The following is a 17,007-nucleotide window of genomic DNA, read 5'->3' on the forward strand; positions in this document are numbered from 1 at the left end:
AGGAAAAAGCGTATGGTGGCTTTTTCTAAAAGGGTGGTACCGCGAGATAAGCTTTCTCGTCCCTTATGGGATGAGAGGGCTTTTTTTATTTTCTGAAAAAATGCAGTGGAGGAATGAAAATGGATTTTAAAGATACGCTCTTAATGCCGAAAACAGATTTCCCGATGCGTGGAAATTTGCCAAACCGTGAGCCTGACATTCAAAAAAAATGGGAGGAAGAGGATATCTACCGTCTTGTTCAGGAACGGACGAAAGACCGCCCGAAATTTGTTTTACATGACGGACCTCCGTATGCAAACGGCGACATCCATATGGGCCATGCACTTAACAAGATTTTGAAAGACTTCATTGTCCGCTATAAATCAATGAGCGGCTACAACGCACCGTATGTGCCGGGCTGGGATACACACGGATTGCCAATTGAAACAGCTCTGACAAAAAACAAAAAGGTCAACCGCAAAGAAATGTCAGTAGCGGAATTCCGCAAACTATGCGAAGAGTACGCTTGGAAGCAAATCGAGGGACAGCGTGAGCAATTCAAACGTCTTGGTGTCCGCGGTGACTGGGAAAACCCATATGTGACATTAAAACCGGAATACGAAGCGCAGCAAATCCGCGTATTTGGTGAAATGGCAAAACGAGGCTACATTTACAAAGGCCTTAAACCGGTTAACTGGTCACCTTCAAGTGAGTCTGCTCTGGCTGAAGCCGAGATCGAATATCAAGACAAACGTTCAGCATCTATTTACGTCGCTTTTGGTGTAAAAGACGGAAAAGGCGTTCTTGAAAACGGTGAGCGCATCATCATTTGGACAACAACGCCTTGGACAATTCCGGCGAACCTCGGAATCTCAGTGCACCCTGATCTTGAGTACAGCGTGATTGCAGTAGGTGATAACCGCTTTGTCGTAGCAAGTGCCTTAGTCGAAAATGTTGCATCGGCATGCGGATTTGATCAGTATGAAGTGACAAGAACGGTCAAAGGGAAAGACCTTGAGAACATTATCGCTGAACACCCGCTATATGGCAGAGACTCTCTCGTTATGCTTGGTGAACACGTAACAACTGATGCCGGAACAGGCTGTGTTCATACAGCGCCAGGACATGGGGAAGATGACTTTATCATCGGCCAAAAATACGGTTTAGATGTGCTTTGCCCGGTCGATGAAAAAGGTGTTATGACAAGCGAAGCTCCTGGCTTTGAAGGCATGTTCTATGATGATGCAAACAAAGCGATCACACAGCAGCTTGATGAAAAAGGCGCACTTGTGAAGCTTGAATTCATTACTCATTCTTATCCGCATGATTGGAGAACGAAAAAACCAACCATTTTCAGAGCGACAGCGCAATGGTTTGCGTCTATTAAAGATTTCAGATCAGACCTGCTGGATGCCATTAAAGAAACCAAATGGGTTCCTGAATGGGGCGAGCAGCGTTTGCACAACATGGTTCGGGACCGCGGAGACTGGTGTATTTCCAGACAGCGTGCGTGGGGTGTGCCGATTCCGGTATTTTACGCTGAAAACGGAGAACCGATTATTACAGATGAAACCATTGAACATGTTTCTGAATTGTTCAGACAGCACGGATCAAACATTTGGTTTGAAAAAGAAGCAAAGGATCTTCTTCCGGAAGGCTTTACGCATCCTGGCAGCCCGAACGGCACATTTACAAAAGAACAGGATATCATGGATGTTTGGTTTGATTCAGGCTCTTCACATCAAGCAGTGCTTGAAGAACGTGATGACCTCGTTCGCCCGGCTGATCTATACCTAGAGGGATCTGACCAATATCGCGGCTGGTTTAACTCTTCTCTTTCTACAGCAGTAGCCGTAACAGGGAAAGCGCCGTATAAAGGTGTGCTCAGCCATGGGTTCGCACTGGATGGAGAAGGACGCAAGATGAGTAAATCAATCGGTAACGTTGTTGTTCCGGCTAAAGTCATGAAACAGCTTGGTGCCGACATCTTAAGATTATGGGTATCTTCAGTGGATTATCAGGCGGACGTTCGCGTGTCTGACGCCATTCTGAAGCAGGTTGCGGAAGTATATCGTAAAATCCGCAACACGTTCCGTTTCCTTCACGGCAACCTTTTCGATTTTGATCCAAAAACAAATGCGGTGGCTGTCGAAGATCTTCGCGAAGTGGATCAGTATATGCTGATTAAGCTGAACAAGCTGATTGATAAAGTGAAAAAAGCGTATGATGAGTACGAATTTGCGGTTGTGTATCACAGCATTCATAATTTCTGCACAATCGAATTGAGCTCATTCTACCTTGATTTTGCAAAAGATATTGTCTACATCGAGCATGCGGATCATCCGGATAGACGCAGCATGCAGACAGTATTCTACGAAACGCTTCTTGCATTAGTGAAGCTTTCAGCGCCTATCCTTCCACATACGGCAGACGAATTGTGGTCTCATTTAACATTTGTTGAAGAGCAGAGCGTTCAGCTGACCGATATGCCAGAAACAATCGCGGTTCCAAACAGTGAAGCGACTGAAGAAAAATTTGACCGCTTTATGGCTCTTCGTGATGACGTGTTGAAAGCATTAGAAACTGCGCGAAATGAAAAAATTATCGGTAAATCTTTGGAAGCAAACCTGAAATTGTATCCAAACAAAGAAAACAAGGAGCTCTTGGCTTCCATAAAAGAAAACCTTTCTCAGCTGTTTATTGTGTCTGAACTGACAATCAGCGAAGAAAATGAAGCGCCGAACGATGCGCAAAGCTTTGCGACGGGTAAAATCGCTGTCGAGAAAGCGGAAGGCGAAATGTGTGAGAGATCTCGTGTGATTTCAAAAGATGTAGGGGCAAATCCGAAATATCCTACACTTTCATTACGCAACGCTGAAATCGTTGAAAAATACTATCAAAAATAATGCAAAAAAGCCCGGCGTAAAAGCCGGGCTTTTTTTGTGCCAAGAGTGACATCCTTTAGAACGGCAGGAAAAATCTTATGGGCTTTAGATCATCATTCATAGGCAACAATAAAGGTACTACGTTAAGAGCAGGAGTTGTGAAGAATGAATGATCAACTGACCGCAATTTATACGGAACTTCTTCTGATGAAAGAAGAATTACAGTCGAGATTATTTGAGTATTCTTGCTTTCAGGTTTCTACAAGCCCGCAAGCAGCAATCAATCATAAACAAAAAGCAACTCTGATCTATCATATTAAAGAAGAGCTTCAAGACGTTCTCCTTGCATTGTCCAAAATCGAAAACGGCACATTCGGATACTGTGAAGAAACCGGGGCTCCCATTCCTCTTTCAAAGCTGGCAGTGCTGCCGACGGCCCGAACAGCAAACGATTTTCTTTATTCTGTCCAATTTGAGAAAAAAACGCTTCCGATATGGAAATCAACGGATATCGAATATGGTCAGGCACTGTATGAATAACAGTGTCTGGCCGGTTAATATGCCTGATATTTCTTTACTCCAGTGCTTTTTATTGATAAAATGCATAATGGATTAAAGTAACCGTAAACTGGAGGAACGTTTGTGCTGTATTATATGATTGCACTACTTATTATTGCAGCCGATCAATTGACAAAATGGCTAGTTGTTAAGAACATGGAACTTGGCCAAAGCATTCCGATCATTGATCAGGTATTCTATATCACCTCCCATCGCAATACGGGTGCTGCATGGGGGATATTAGCGGGTCAGATGTGGTTTTTCTACCTCATAACAACCGCTGTTATTATTGGTATTGTTTATTACATACAGCGTTATACAAAAGGACAAAGGCTTCTTGGCGTTGCCCTCGGACTTATGCTTGGCGGTGCCATCGGCAACTTTATCGATCGGGCTGTCAGACAGGAAGTTGTGGATTTTATCCATGTTATTATTGTCAATTACAATTACCCGATATTTAACATCGCGGACTCTTCATTATGTGTCGGCGTAATGCTTTTATTTATACAAATGCTGTTGGACAGCGGGAAAAAGAAAAAGGAGCAATAGCATGAATCAAATTGATATAACCGCTTCAGAAGAACAAAAAAGTGAGCGGATTGATAAATTTTTGGCATCGACTGAGAATGATTGGTCAAGAACCCAGGTTCAGCAATGGGTAAAAGACGGACAGGTTGTCGTGAACGGAAGCGCGGTGAAAGCGAATTATAAAATTCAGCCGGGTGATCAGGTGACCGTCACTGTACCCGAACCGGAAGCGCTCGACGTTCTGGCAGAGCCTATGGATCTCGATATTTATTATGAGGACCAGGATGTGCTGGTCGTCAACAAACCTCGCGGATTGGTTGTTCACCCAGCACCCGGGCATCTTACGGGCACACTTGTAAACGGCCTTATGGCTCATTGCACAGACCTTTCCGGAATAAATGGCGTGATGCGTCCGGGTATTGTTCACAGAATCGATAAGGACACGTCCGGTTTATTAATGGTGGCGAAAAATGATATGGCACACGAGTCACTCGTAAACCAATTGGTCAACAAAACGGTCACCCGAAAATATACGGCCGTTGTCCACGGGCTTATTTCTCACGATGACGGCACAATTGACGCGCCGATCGGACGAGATAAGAAAGACCGTCAAAGCATGACTGTGACACGTGATGGCAAAAGCGCTGTCACTCATTTTCATGTGCTTGAGCGTTTTCAGGATTTTACGTTAGTGGAATGCCAGCTTGAAACAGGGAGAACCCATCAAATTCGTGTTCATATGAAATATATCGGATTCCCATTAGCAGGCGATCCGAAATACGGCCCAAGAAAAACAATCGACTTTAATGGCCAAGCGCTTCACGCGGGAGTTTTAGGTTTTGACCATCCACGAACAGGAGAATATGTCGAATTTGAAGCGCCGCTTCCTGAGGATATGGCAGAATTAATCGAAAACCTCAGAAAAAACGGTTGACAGCGTGTTTCTTTTCTGAAATAATAAACGAAGCTGAATAGATTCTTTAAAACAGTCCAGAGAGGCTGAGAAGGATAACGGATAGACGGGATGCGTGTATAGTGCGCACCTTGTCCTAAAACCCCTCTATGCTCTGGCAGGAGGGGTTTTTCTTCTATATGAACTGTGAGGTGTCACACATTGAATCAAAAAGCTGTCATTCTCGACGAACAGGCAATCAGACGGGCGCTGACCAGGATTGCTCACGAAATGATCGAACGCAATAAAGGAATGAATAACTGCATTCTTGTCGGTATTAAGACAAGGGGGATTTACCTGGCAAAACGCCTTGCGGAACGCATTGAACAGATTGAGGGAAATCCTGTTACAGTCGGTGAAATTGATATTACTCTTTACAGAGACGATCTTTCTAAAAAAACGAGCAACGATGAACCGCTTGTAAAAGGTGCAGATATTCCGGTAGATATTACAGATCAAAAAGTCATTCTCGTTGATGATGTTCTGTATACCGGAAGAACAGTCAGAGCAGGAATGGATGCGCTTGTTGATGTAGGCAGACCTTCCTCCATTCAGCTTGCAGTGCTTGTGGACAGAGGACACCGGGAGCTGCCGATCCGAGCGGATTATATCGGGAAAAACATCCCGACATCAAAGTCAGAAAAGGTTATGGTTCAGCTTGATGAGGTAGACCAAAACGATCTCGTCGCCATTTATGAAAACGAATAATAGATCACCTTTTTAAGGGCAATCCAGAGAGGTTGCAAAGAGGTGCACAACAAAGGCCCAAAAAGCATTCGGCAGGTCTTTGTATGCCTCTTTGCGTAAAAAAGCAAAGAGGTTTTTTTATACAGTATTGAGTCATCCTAAAATGAAAGTCAACAATCAGGGGGAAATCATCATGAGTAAGAAAAAAGTAAATTTAGGGGTCAGGGATGTCCCGACACCTTTCTCTTGGGTTTCATTCAGCCTTCAGCATTTGTTTGCCATGTTTGGCTCAACCATTTTGGTTCCGAAGCTCGTCGGAATGAGTCCTGCTGTGGCGTTGGTGACAAGCGGCATCGGAACACTGGCGTACCTTCTTATTACGAAAGGGCAAATTCCGGCGTATCTCGGTTCGTCCTTCGCCTTTATTTCTCCGATCATTCTGGTAAAAGCGACCGACGGGCCGGGAGCGGCAATGGTTGGGGCGTTTCTTGCAGGGCTGGTGTACGGGCTTATTGCCTTATTGATTAGGCAGCTTGGAACAGGATGGCTGATGAAGATTCTCCCGCCTGTAGTCGTAGGGCCTGTTATTATCGTCATCGGGCTCGGACTTGCAAGCACTGCAGTAAATATGGCGATGTATGCTGATCCGAACGCGAGTGAGTTAGTCTACAGCTTAAAGCACTTTAGTGTCGCAGGAGTTACGCTGGCAATCACGATTATTTGTGCAATTTTCTTACGAGGATTTTTAAGCCTGATTCCGGTTCTGATCGGAATCATCGGCGGATACCTGTTCGCCCTTACTCAAGGGATTGTCAACTTCCAGCCGGTGCTTGACGCGAAATGGTTCGCAGTGCCTGAATTTATCATTCCGTTCAAAGATTATTCACCGTCAGTTACACTCGGCATCGCAGCCGCAATGGTTCCTGTCGCATTTGTCACAATGTCAGAGCATATCGGCCACCAAATGGTGCTGAGTAAGGTTGTTGGACAAGATTTCATTAAAAAGCCGGGACTGCATCGCTCCATTATGGGTGACAGCGTGGCGACAATTCTTGCTTCTCTGATCGGCGGCCCTCCGACGACTACTTACGGAGAAAACATTGGCGTGCTGGCCATCACAAGAGTATTCAGCGTCTTTGTCATAGGAGGCGCGGCAGTGATTGCCCTTTGCTTCGGCTTTATCGGCAAAATTTCAGCGCTGATCAGTTCAGTGCCGTCAGCGGTCATGGGAGGCGTCTCCTTCCTGCTGTTCGGAATCATTGCTTCAAGCGGCCTGAGAATGCTGATTGACAACAAAATTGATTATGAAAACAACAGAAACCTCATTATTACATCAGTTATCCTTGTCATCGGTGTAGGAGGCGCTTTTATCCAAGTGTCTCAAGGCGGATTCCAAGTGTCAGGAATGGCGCTTGCCGCAATTGTCGGTGTCATCTTAAACCTGATTCTTCCGCAGGCGAAGGAAGAGCAGGCAGACACATCTGAACAACATCATATCTAAAACCTTTTAATGAAAGTCCAGAGAGGCTTGGAAGGGTTATGAAGAGAAGGAAGCTTCAATGCTGCCCTCTATTTAACCGTACCCCGAGTCTATCTTAGACCGGGGTTTTTTTCAGCCTTAAGTTGAAAAGAGAGGGGAAAGAACATGAAGCATTTAACGACGATGAGTGAACTCAGCACTGAGGAAATCAAAGATTTGCTTCAAACAGCACAAGATCTCAAAAGCGGAAAAACAGACAATCAGCTTACAGGAAAGTTTGCCGCAAACCTGTTTTTCGAACCGAGCACGAGAACGCGGTTCAGCTTTGAGGTCGCAGAAAAAAAGCTGGGCATGAATGTGCTAAACCTTGATGGAACAAGCACAAGCGTGCAAAAAGGCGAAACCTTATATGACACGATCCGGACGCTCGAATCAATCGGTGTGGACGTCTGCGTCATCAGGCACAGTGAGGATGAGTATTATGAAGAGCTTGTCAGCCAGGTGAACATTCCGATTCTGAATGCGGGAGACGGATGCGGCCAGCATCCGACACAATCACTGCTTGATTTAATGACGATTTATGAAGAGTTCAATACGTTCAAAGGGCTTACCGTCTCCATTCACGGTGACATCAAGCATAGCAGAGTGGCAAGGTCAAATGCGGAAGTGTTGACAAGATTGGGTGCCCGGGTCCTATTTTCCGGCCCTTCGGAATGGCAGGATGAAGAAAATACATTCGGCACGTATGTCTCAATGGATGAAGCAGTTGAGTCTTCCGATGTTGTCATGCTGCTGCGCATTCAAAATGAACGACATCAGTCCGCTGTCAGCCAGGAAGGCTATTTAAACAAATACGGCTTGACCGTAGAACGGGCTGAGCGTATGAAGCGGCATGCGATCATCATGCATCCTGCTCCGGTAAACAGAGGAGTGGAGATTGATGACAGCTTAGTAGAAAGCGAAAAATCAAGAATCTTCAAGCAAATGCAAAATGGCGTATTTATCAGAATGGCAGTGATACAGCGTGCCTTACAAACCAATGTGAAAAGAGGAGAAGCAGCGTATGTCATATCTCATTAAAAACGGCTGGATACTAAACGAAAATGGTGAAAAAACAGAAGCGGATATCCGAGTGACTGGAGAAACCATCACCGCAATCGGCAAGCTTGATGCAAGGGATAATGAAACGGTAATTGATGCAAAAGGTTTGCTCGTTTCACCTGGGTTTGTTGATCTCCACGTGCATTTCAGAGAGCCGGGCGGAGAGAAAAAAGAAACTATTGAAACCGGGGCCAAAGCGGCGGCACGCGGCGGCTATACTACAGTAGCAGCAATGCCGAATACGCGGCCGGTTCCTGATACAAAGGAGCAGATGGAATGGGTGCAAAACAGAATTAAAGAAACATCATGCGTCAGAGTTCTTCCATATGCATCCATTACGATCAGGCAAATCGGCGATGAAATGACAAACTTTGAAGCATTAAAAGAAGCCGGGGCATTTGCTTTTACAGATGACGGTGTTGGTATACAGACAGCAGGTATGATGTATGAAGCGATGAAACGGGCAGCTGCAATTGACAAAGCGATTGTTGCACATTGCGAGGACAACTCCTTAATTTACGGAGGAAGCGTACATGAGGGGACATTCTCCAAAGCGAACGGGCTAAACGGCATTCCTTCTGTGTGTGAATCGGTTCATATTGCCCGCGATGTGCTGCTGGCTGAGGCGGCAAACTGCCATTATCATGTATGCCATATCAGCACGAAAGAATCTGTCAGAGTTGTACGCGATGCGAAAAAAGCGGGAATCAGAGTGACAGCAGAAGTGTCGCCGCATCATTTGCTGCTTTGTGATGAGGACATCCCGGGGCTGGACACAAACTATAAAATGAATCCGCCGCTCCGCAGTGCAGAAGACAGAGCTGCTTTAATTGAAGGTCTTTTAGACGGAACAATTGATTTTATCGCAACAGACCATGCACCGCATACGAAAGAAGAGAAAAACACAGAAATGAAACTGGCGCCATTCGGAATTGTCGGCTTAGAAACAGCATTCCCGCTTCTTTACACACACTTTGTCAAAAATGGCAGCTGGTCGCTGAAGCAGTTGATTGACTACATGACAATCAAGCCATGCGAAGCGTTCGGTCTCCCATATGGAACATTACAAACGGGGCAAGCTGCGGACATTACGTTAATCGATTTAGAAAAAGAAGCAGTTATAGACAAAGAGACATTTTTATCAAAAGGAAAAAATACACCATTCAACGGCATCAGCTGCACCGGCTGGCCGGTCGCTACAATTGCGGCAGGGAAGCTTGCTTATGAAGAGGGGAGACTTGTCAAATGAAGAGACGATTAGTACTGGAAAACGGAGCGGTATTCGAGGGAGAAGCCTTCGGAAGCTTAGAACACAACATGGGAGAAGTCGTTTTTAATACTGGGATGACAGGCTATCAGGAAATTTTATCTGACCCTTCTTACTGCGGACAGATCGTAACATTAACATACCCGCTTATCGGAAATTACGGCATTAACCGTGATGATTTTGAATCCATTACCCCTTTTGTAAAAGGGCTGATCATCAAAGAATTATGTGAGCTGCCTTCCAACTGGCGTTCAGCATACACCTTAGACGAGTATTTAAAAATGAAAAACATTCCCGGACTCCAGGGGATTGATACAAGGAAGCTGACAAGAATGATCCGCACGGCAGGCGCGCTAAAAGGAACATTCGCTTCATCTGATGAAGATATCGAAGCAGTGCTGAAAAGACTGAACGAAACGGAATTGCCAAGAAATCAAGTATCCCAAGTATCAGCAAAAACAGCATATCCGAGCCCGGGAAGAGGCAAACGCATTGTCTTGGTTGACTTCGGCATGAAACACGGGATTCTAAGAGAGCTGAACAAACGGAAATGTGACGTCATCGTTGTGCCTTACAACATTACAGCGGAAGAGGTGCTTCAGCTGAAACCGGACGGTATCATGCTTTCTAACGGACCTGGAGACCCGAAGGATGTGCCTGAAGCGATTGAAATGATTAAAGGTGTTCTTGGAAAAGTGCCATTATTCGGAATATGTCTCGGCCACCAATTATTCGCGCTGGCGTGCGGGGCGAATACTGAAAAAATGAAATTCGGCCACAGGGGCTCAAACCACCCGGTAAAAGAGCTGGCTACAGGAAAAGTTGCCTTAACATCTCAAAACCATGGATATACAGTTTCGTCTATCAGTAAAACAGAACTGGAAGTGACGCATATCGCAATTAACGACGATACGATTGAAGGGCTGAAGCATAAAACATTGCCGGCATTTACGGTTCAATATCATCCCGAAGCCTCACCTGGTCCTGAGGATGCCAACCATCTATTTGACAGATTCATCGAAATGATCGAAACAACAGAGAAAGAAGGGGAAGCGGTATGCCAAAACGCGTAGACATTAACAAAATTTTAGTAATCGGATCTGGACCGATCATCATTGGCCAAGCAGCAGAATTTGACTATGCGGGAACACAAGCCTGTCTTGCTTTGAAAGAAGAAGGCTATGAAGTCATCCTTGTCAACTCAAACCCTGCAACGATCATGACAGATACAGAAATGGCTGACCGGGTTTACATCGAACCGCTCACACCTGAATTCCTGACACGAATCATCAGAAAAGAGCGCCCGGATGCCATTCTTCCTACACTCGGAGGCCAAACTGGTTTGAATCTTGCGGTTGAGCTTTCTGAAAGAGGCGTTTTGGCAGAATGCGGCGTCGAAGTGCTTGGCACGAAACTGTCTGCGATTCAGCAAGCTGAAGACCGTGACTTGTTCAGAACATTAATGAATGAACTGAATGAACCGGTGCCTGAAAGTGAGATTATCCACTCCCTTGAAGAAGCAGAAAAATTCGTCAGTCAAATTGGATTCCCTGTCATTGTCCGCCCGGCATATACATTAGGCGGAACAGGCGGAGGTATCTGCTCGAATGAAACAGAGCTAAAAGAAATCGTTGAGAACGGCTTGAAATTAAGCCCGGTACACCAATGTCTGCTTGAAAAAAGCATCGCCGGCTATAAAGAAATCGAGTATGAAGTCATGAGAGATAGCCAGGATCACGCCATTGTCGTTTGTAACATGGAAAACATTGATCCAGTTGGAATCCATACTGGAGACAGTATTGTTGTTGCGCCGAGCCAAACGCTCAGCGATCGCGAATATCAGCTCTTGCGGAATGTATCGTTAAAACTGATTCGCGCGCTTGGGATCGAAGGCGGATGTAATGTCCAGCTCGCCTTAGATCCAGACAGCTTCCAATATTACATTATTGAAGTAAATCCGCGTGTCAGCCGTTCATCTGCCCTTGCATCAAAAGCAACGGGGTACCCGATTGCAAAGCTCGCTGCTAAAATTGCAGTCGGACTTTCATTAGATGAAATGATGAACCCGGTGACAGGAAAAACATATGCAGCATTTGAACCTGCTCTTGACTATGTCGTATCCAAAATTCCGCGCTGGCCGTTTGATAAGTTTGAATCAGCAAACAGAAAGCTCGGCACGCAAATGAAAGCGACTGGTGAGGTCATGGCGATCGGCCGCACGCTTGAAGAGTCATTGCTGAAGGCTGTGCGTTCACTGGAAGCGGATGTGTATCATCTTGAATTGAAGGATGCCGCCGACATTTCAGATGAGCTTCTTGAAAAGCGAATTAAAAAGGCCGGTGATGAACGCTTATTCTACTTAGCTGAAGCGTACAGAAGAGGCTACACGGTAGAAGACCTCCATGAATTTTCCGCTATCGATGTCTTCTTCTTGCATAAGCTGTTCGGAATCGTACAGTTTGAAAAAGAATTGAAGGCCAATGCGGGCGATACAGATGTGCTGAGACGGGCAAAAGAACTCGGCTTCTCTGATCAGTACATTAGCCGCGAGTGGAAAATGAAAGAATCCGAGCTTTACAGCTTGAGAAAACAAGAGGGGATTGCTCCGGTATTCAAAATGGTAGATACGTGTGCCGCGGAATTTGAGTCAGAAACGCCATACTTCTATAGCACATATGAAGAAGAAAATGAATCTGTCGTTACAGATAAGAAAAGTGTGATGGTGCTTGGTTCGGGTCCGATTCGAATCGGTCAGGGTGTCGAGTTCGACTATGCGACGGTTCACTCTGTATGGGCAATTAAACAAGCAGGCTATGAAGCCATTATTGTCAATAACAACCCGGAAACCGTTTCAACAGACTTCAGCATCTCAGACAAGCTGTATTTTGAACCGCTTACGATTGAAGATGTTATGCACATCATTGACCTCGAACAGCCAATGGGCGTTGTCGTACAATTTGGCGGACAAACTGCGATTAACCTTGCTGACGAGCTTTCTGCACGCGGAGTGAAAATCCTTGGAACTTCATTAGAAGATTTAGACCGTGCAGAAGACCGGGATAAATTTGAACAAGCGCTTGGAGAACTTGGTGTTCCTCAGCCGCTTGGCAAAACAGCGACATCAGTTGATCAGGCGGTAAGCATCGCGAGTGATATCGGTTATCCGGTACTGGTGCGCCCTTCCTATGTACTTGGCGGCCGGGCGATGGAGATTGTTTACCATGAAGAGGAACTGCTTCATTACATGAAAAATGCAGTCAAAATCAATCCGCAGCACCCTGTATTAATTGACAGATACTTGACAGGAAAAGAAATTGAAGTCGATGCAGTATCCGACGGTGAAACAGTCGTCATTCCGGGAATTATGGAGCACATTGAACGTGCGGGCGTTCACTCCGGAGACTCGATCGCTGTTTATCCGCCTCAGTCTCTCACAGAGGACATTAAGAAAAAAATTGAACAATACACGATCGCTTTGGCTAAAGGGCTGAATATTGTCGGTTTGCTCAATATTCAATTCGTCTTGTCGCAAGGTGAGGTGTACGTGCTAGAAGTGAATCCGAGATCAAGCAGAACCGTCCCGTTTTTAAGCAAAATTACGGGTATCCCAATGGCGAATCTCGCAACAAAAATCATTCTTGGTCAAAAGCTGGCTGCGTTTGGCTATACAGAGGGCCTTCAGCCTGAACAGCAAGGTGTATTTGTAAAAGCGCCGGTCTTCTCCTTTGCCAAGCTGAGAAGAGTGGACATTACGTTAGGGCCTGAAATGAAATCAACAGGTGAAGTCATGGGGAAAGATTCGACACTTGAAAAGGCGCTCTACAAAGCCTTGATTGCTTCAGGTATTCAAATCCCGAACTACGGTTCCGTGCTTTTAACAGTAGCTGATAAGGACAAAGAAGAAGGGCTTGCCATTGCTAAGCGGTTCCACGCGATCGGCTACAACATTTTAGCGACGGAAGGAACGGCAGGCTACCTGAAAGAAGCTTCCATTCCAGCAAAGGTCGTCGGAAAAATCGGTCAGGATGGCCCGAACTTGCTTGACGTCATCAGAAACGGAGAAGCGCAGTTTGTCATCAATACGCTGACAAAAGGAAAGCAGCCGGCAAGAGACGGTTTTAGAATCAGACGTGAATCAGTAGAAAATGGTGTTGCCTGCCTAACATCGTTAGATACGGCAGAGGCGATATTGCGAGTGCTGGAAAGCATGACATTCCGTGCTGATCAAATGCCGGCAGTCAACACAAATCAGGAGGCGGCAGTCACTATATGAAAAAAGCGTATTTGACAGTATGTTCTAACCAGCAAATTGCAGACCGGGTGTATCAAATGGTTCTGAAAGGGGAGCTTGTCCAAGGGTTTACAACCCCTGGACAGTTCCTTCATCTTAAAGTGAGCGAAGCGGTTACGCCTCTTTTGAGAAGGCCGATCAGCATCGCAGACGTCAACTTTGAAAAAAATGAAGTCACCATCATTTATCGGGTAGATGGGGAAGGGACAAGACTCTTGTCACTGAAGCAGCAGGGAGAACTTGTGGATGTCCTCGGGCCTTTGGGAAATGGCTTTCCTGTTAATGAAGTTCAACCCGGAAAGACGGCTTTGCTGGTAGGAGGCGGAGTAGGTGTGCCGCCTCTCCAAGAGCTGTCGAAACGCTTGATTGAAAAAGGGGTAAATGTCATCCACGTTTTAGGATTCCAATCGGCAAAGGATGTTTTTTACGAGGAAGAATGCCGGCAGTACGGAGACACGTATGTGGCAACAGCTGACGGAAGCTACGGGGAAACCGGATTTGTCACAGATGTGATTAAACGGAAAAATCTAGAGTTTGATATCCTCCTCAGCTGCGGGCCGACACCGATGCTCAAGGCGTTAAAACAGGAATATGCCCATAAAGAAGTATATCTGTCCATGGAGGAACGAATGGGCTGCGGAATCGGCGCATGCTTCGCGTGTGTGTGCCATACAAACGAAAGTGAGACATCCTATGTAAAAGTATGTCTCGACGGGCCTGTATTTAAAGCTCAGGAGGTGGCGCTGTAATGCTAGAGGTGAAATTGCCGGGACTTAATTTGAAAAACCCAATCATTCCTGCATCAGGCTGCTTCGGTTTTGGAAAAGAATTTTCACGTTTTTATGATTTGTCTTGTCTTGGAGCCATCATGATTAAGGCTACGACAAAGGAGCCGCGCTTTGGGAATCCGACGCCGAGGGTAGCTGAGACTGGTGCTGGAATGCTCAATGCGATCGGTCTCCAAAATCCGGGGCTGGATAGTGTGTTGCATCATGAGCTGCCGTGGCTTGAGCAGTTTGATACACCGATCATTGCCAATGTCGCAGGTTCTCAAGTCGAGGATTATGTTGAAGTCGCAGAGCATATCAGCAAAGCGCCTAATGTCCATGCTCTTGAATTGAATATTTCCTGCCCGAATGTGAAAACAGGCGGAATCGCTTTTGGGACGAATCCTGAGATGGCTGCCGATTTGACAAAAGCGGTGAAAGAGGTTTCGGATGTACCCGTTTATGTGAAGCTTTCTCCGAACGTGGCTAATATCACAGAAATTGCCTTAGCGATCGAGGAAGCCGGAGCGGACGGTCTTACGATGATCAACACACTAATCGGCATGAGACTCGATTTAAAAACCGGCAAACCGATATTAGCGAATAAAACAGGGGGACTTTCAGGCCCTGCTGTGAAGCCAGTTGCCATTCGCATGGTGTATGAAGTCAGCCAGGCGGTCAACATCCCGATTATCGGAATGGGAGGCGTGCAGACTGCTGAAGATGCCCTGGAATTTCTTCTCGCGGGAGCAAGCGCAGTCGCTGTCGGAACAGCAAACTTTGTGAATCCTTTTGCCTGTCCAGAGATTATTGAACAGCTCCCATCTGTTTTGCGCCAATACGGCTATCAATCAATTGAAGAATGCATCGGAAGGAGCTGGAATCATGAAAAACAACCTGCCCATCATAGCGCTTGATTTTGCATCAGCTGAAGAAACACTTGCGTTCTTAGCGCCTTTTCAGCAAGAACCATTATTTGTAAAGGTTGGAATGGAGCTTTTTTATCAAGAAGGGCCATCGATCGTGAAACAATTAAAAGAAAGAAACTGCGAGCTGTTTTTAGATCTCAAGCTCCATGACATCCCGACTACTGTAAACAAAGCGATGAAGCGCCTTGCCAGTCTTGGAGTAGACCTCGTCAATGTTCATGCTGCCGGGGGCAAAAAAATGATGCAGGCAGCTCTCGAAGGCTTAGAAGAAGGTACGCCGGCCGGAAAAAAACGTCCGTTACTTATCGCGGTAACCCAGCTGACAAGCACATCTGAACAAATCATGAAAGATGAACTGCTGATCGAAAAGTCTCTGATTGATACGGTTGTGCACTACAGCAAAAAGGCGGAAGAAAGCGGACTGGATGGAGTGGTCTGCTCTGTTCATGAAGCAAAAGCCATTTACCAAGCGGTGTCGCCTTCATTTCTGACTGTCACTCCAGGGATCAGAATGTCAGAGGACGCTGCGAATGACCAAGTCCGCGTGGCGACGCCTGCTATTGCAAGAGAGAAAGGTTCATCAGCGATTGTAGTAGGACGCTCGATTACAAAAGCGGAAGACCCGGTAAAAGCCTATAAGGCTGTCAGACTTGAATGGGAGGGAATCAAATCTTGAAACAAATCATCGCAAAACATCTATTAGACATCCAAGCTGTATTTTTACGCCCGAACGAGCCGTTCACATGGGCAAGCGGCATTTTATCACCAATCTACTGTGACAACCGCCTTACGCTATCTTTCCCAGAGGTCAGAAACGATGTCGCCTCAGGTATCAGCAAGCTTGTCAAAGAGCATTTTCCTGAAGCTGAAATGATTGCGGGAACAGCAACTGCCGGTATTCCTCATGCTGCTCTTGCGGCTGACCGTTTGAATCTTCCGATGTGTTATGTGAGGAGCAAGCCGAAGGCGCACGGAAAAGGCAATCAGATTGAGGGAGCTGTGCAAGAAGGGCAAAAAACAGTCGTCATTGAAGACTTAATCTCCACAGGAGGCAGCGTGCTTGAAGCTTGTGCAGCTTTACAAGCGGCCGGCTGTGAGGTGCTTGGTGTCGTCTCAATCTTTACGTACGGACTTCCTAAAGCGGAGGAAACCTTCGCAAAGGCAGAACTGCCATACTACTCATTAACTGATTATGATACGCTCACAGAGGTCGCGCTTGAAAACGGAAATATTCATTCAGATGATCTAAAAAAGCTGCAAACATGGAAACGAAATCCCGAGTCAAAAGATTGGTTTAAAAAATAAAAAATAAATTCAAATGATGTAAAGAGGCTTCAAAGCCTTGATGTACTTGAAAACAGGCTATGAGGCCTGTTTTTTTATTAATCCTATAAAAAAAGTCGGGTTGACTTATGTTAGAATTGTGCTAAAATTTACTACAAATCTAAAAACTTATCAAGAGCGGCTGAGGGACTGGACCTATGAAGCCCGGCAACCTGCATAGTTTGTAAGGTGCTACTTCCAGCAAAATGAATTCCATTTTGAAAGATAAGGGCTGCATGCTGTTCCTGTCTTTCTTTCCG

At 45.8% G+C, this 17,007-nt stretch carries 14 protein-coding genes, 1 riboswitch and 1 other annotated feature (1 of these 16 only partly in view); all 14 genes read left to right on the plus strand.

Annotated features, from left to right (window positions below):
• Window positions 1–67: a binding site (T-box leader), on the plus strand (it extends 160 nt beyond the left edge of the window).
• 52 nt (window positions 68–119) lie between these two features.
• The 14 genes from ileS (at window position 120) to pyrE (ending at window position 16,729) form a co-directional block, all read left to right on the plus strand.
• The gene (ileS, locus tag NSU05_RS08185; RefSeq protein ID WP_038428926.1) at window positions 120–2,885 is read left to right on the plus strand and encodes an isoleucine--tRNA ligase; all 2,766 of its coding nucleotides are present in this window, start codon (window positions 120–122) and stop codon (window positions 2,883–2,885) included.
• A 144-nt stretch (window positions 2,886–3,029) separates the two neighbouring features.
• Complete coding sequence (gene ylyA / locus NSU05_RS08190; RefSeq protein ID WP_014476755.1) at window positions 3,030–3,404, plus strand: sporulation-related RNA polymerase-binding protein YlyA; 375 nt, start codon at window positions 3,030–3,032, stop codon at window positions 3,402–3,404.
• A 102-nt stretch (window positions 3,405–3,506) separates the two neighbouring features.
• Window positions 3,507–3,971: a signal peptidase II gene (gene lspA / locus NSU05_RS08195; protein ID WP_003245047.1), complete on the plus strand. Its 465-nt coding sequence runs from the start codon at window positions 3,507–3,509 to the stop codon at window positions 3,969–3,971.
• Between the two features lies 1 nt (window position 3,972).
• On the plus strand, window positions 3,973–4,884 hold the full coding sequence (locus tag NSU05_RS08200) for an RluA family pseudouridine synthase (protein ID WP_038428927.1): 912 nt from the start codon (window positions 3,973–3,975) through the stop codon (window positions 4,882–4,884).
• A 180-nt stretch (window positions 4,885–5,064) separates the two neighbouring features.
• Entirely contained in the window at window positions 5,065–5,610 is a 546-nt protein-coding gene (gene pyrR / locus NSU05_RS08205; protein ID WP_003232127.1) for a bifunctional pyrimidine operon transcriptional regulator/uracil phosphoribosyltransferase, read from the plus strand.
• A gap of 172 nt (window positions 5,611–5,782) precedes the next feature.
• Window positions 5,783–7,090: a uracil permease PyrP gene (gene pyrP / locus NSU05_RS08210; protein ID WP_038428928.1), complete on the plus strand. Its 1,308-nt coding sequence runs from the start codon at window positions 5,783–5,785 to the stop codon at window positions 7,088–7,090.
• A gap of 144 nt (window positions 7,091–7,234) precedes the next feature.
• On the plus strand, window positions 7,235–8,149 hold the full coding sequence (locus NSU05_RS08215; RefSeq protein ID WP_038428929.1) for an aspartate carbamoyltransferase catalytic subunit: 915 nt from the start codon (window positions 7,235–7,237) through the stop codon (window positions 8,147–8,149).
• The gene (locus tag NSU05_RS08220; protein WP_038428930.1) at window positions 8,133–9,419 is read left to right on the plus strand and encodes a dihydroorotase; all 1,287 of its coding nucleotides are present in this window, start codon (window positions 8,133–8,135) and stop codon (window positions 9,417–9,419) included. Before NSU05_RS08215 ends, NSU05_RS08220 begins: the two co-directional genes overlap by 17 nt.
• Window positions 9,416–10,510, plus strand: a complete 1,095-nt coding sequence (locus NSU05_RS08225) for a carbamoyl phosphate synthase small subunit (RefSeq protein WP_003232115.1) — start codon at window positions 9,416–9,418, stop codon at window positions 10,508–10,510. Before NSU05_RS08220 ends, NSU05_RS08225 begins: the two co-directional genes overlap by 4 nt.
• Window positions 10,495–13,710, plus strand: a complete 3,216-nt coding sequence (carB, locus tag NSU05_RS08230) for a carbamoyl-phosphate synthase (glutamine-hydrolyzing) large subunit (protein ID WP_038428931.1) — start codon at window positions 10,495–10,497, stop codon at window positions 13,708–13,710. The genes NSU05_RS08225 and carB overlap by 16 nt, the downstream gene beginning before the upstream one ends.
• Entirely contained in the window at window positions 13,707–14,477 is a 771-nt protein-coding gene (pyrK, locus tag NSU05_RS08235) for a dihydroorotate oxidase B electron transfer subunit (RefSeq protein WP_038428932.1), read from the plus strand. Before carB ends, pyrK begins: the two co-directional genes overlap by 4 nt.
• On the plus strand, window positions 14,477–15,412 hold the full coding sequence (locus tag NSU05_RS08240) for a dihydroorotate dehydrogenase (protein WP_038428933.1): 936 nt from the start codon (window positions 14,477–14,479) through the stop codon (window positions 15,410–15,412). Before pyrK ends, NSU05_RS08240 begins: the two co-directional genes overlap by 1 nt.
• Window positions 15,381–16,100: an orotidine-5'-phosphate decarboxylase gene (pyrF, locus tag NSU05_RS08245; protein ID WP_038428934.1), complete on the plus strand. Its 720-nt coding sequence runs from the start codon at window positions 15,381–15,383 to the stop codon at window positions 16,098–16,100. The genes NSU05_RS08240 and pyrF overlap by 32 nt, the downstream gene beginning before the upstream one ends.
• Window positions 16,097–16,729, plus strand: a complete 633-nt coding sequence (pyrE, locus tag NSU05_RS08250) for an orotate phosphoribosyltransferase (RefSeq protein ID WP_038428935.1) — start codon at window positions 16,097–16,099, stop codon at window positions 16,727–16,729. Before pyrF ends, pyrE begins: the two co-directional genes overlap by 4 nt.
• A 144-nt stretch (window positions 16,730–16,873) precedes the next feature.
• A riboswitch (SAM riboswitch) is annotated at window positions 16,874–16,979 on the plus strand.
• Window positions 16,980–17,007: the final 28 nt, after the last annotated feature.

It is taken from the genome of Bacillus sp. EU52 (assembly GCF_037964975.1).
Classification (GTDB): Bacteria; Bacillota; Bacilli; order Bacillales; family Bacillaceae; genus Bacillus; species Bacillus subtilis.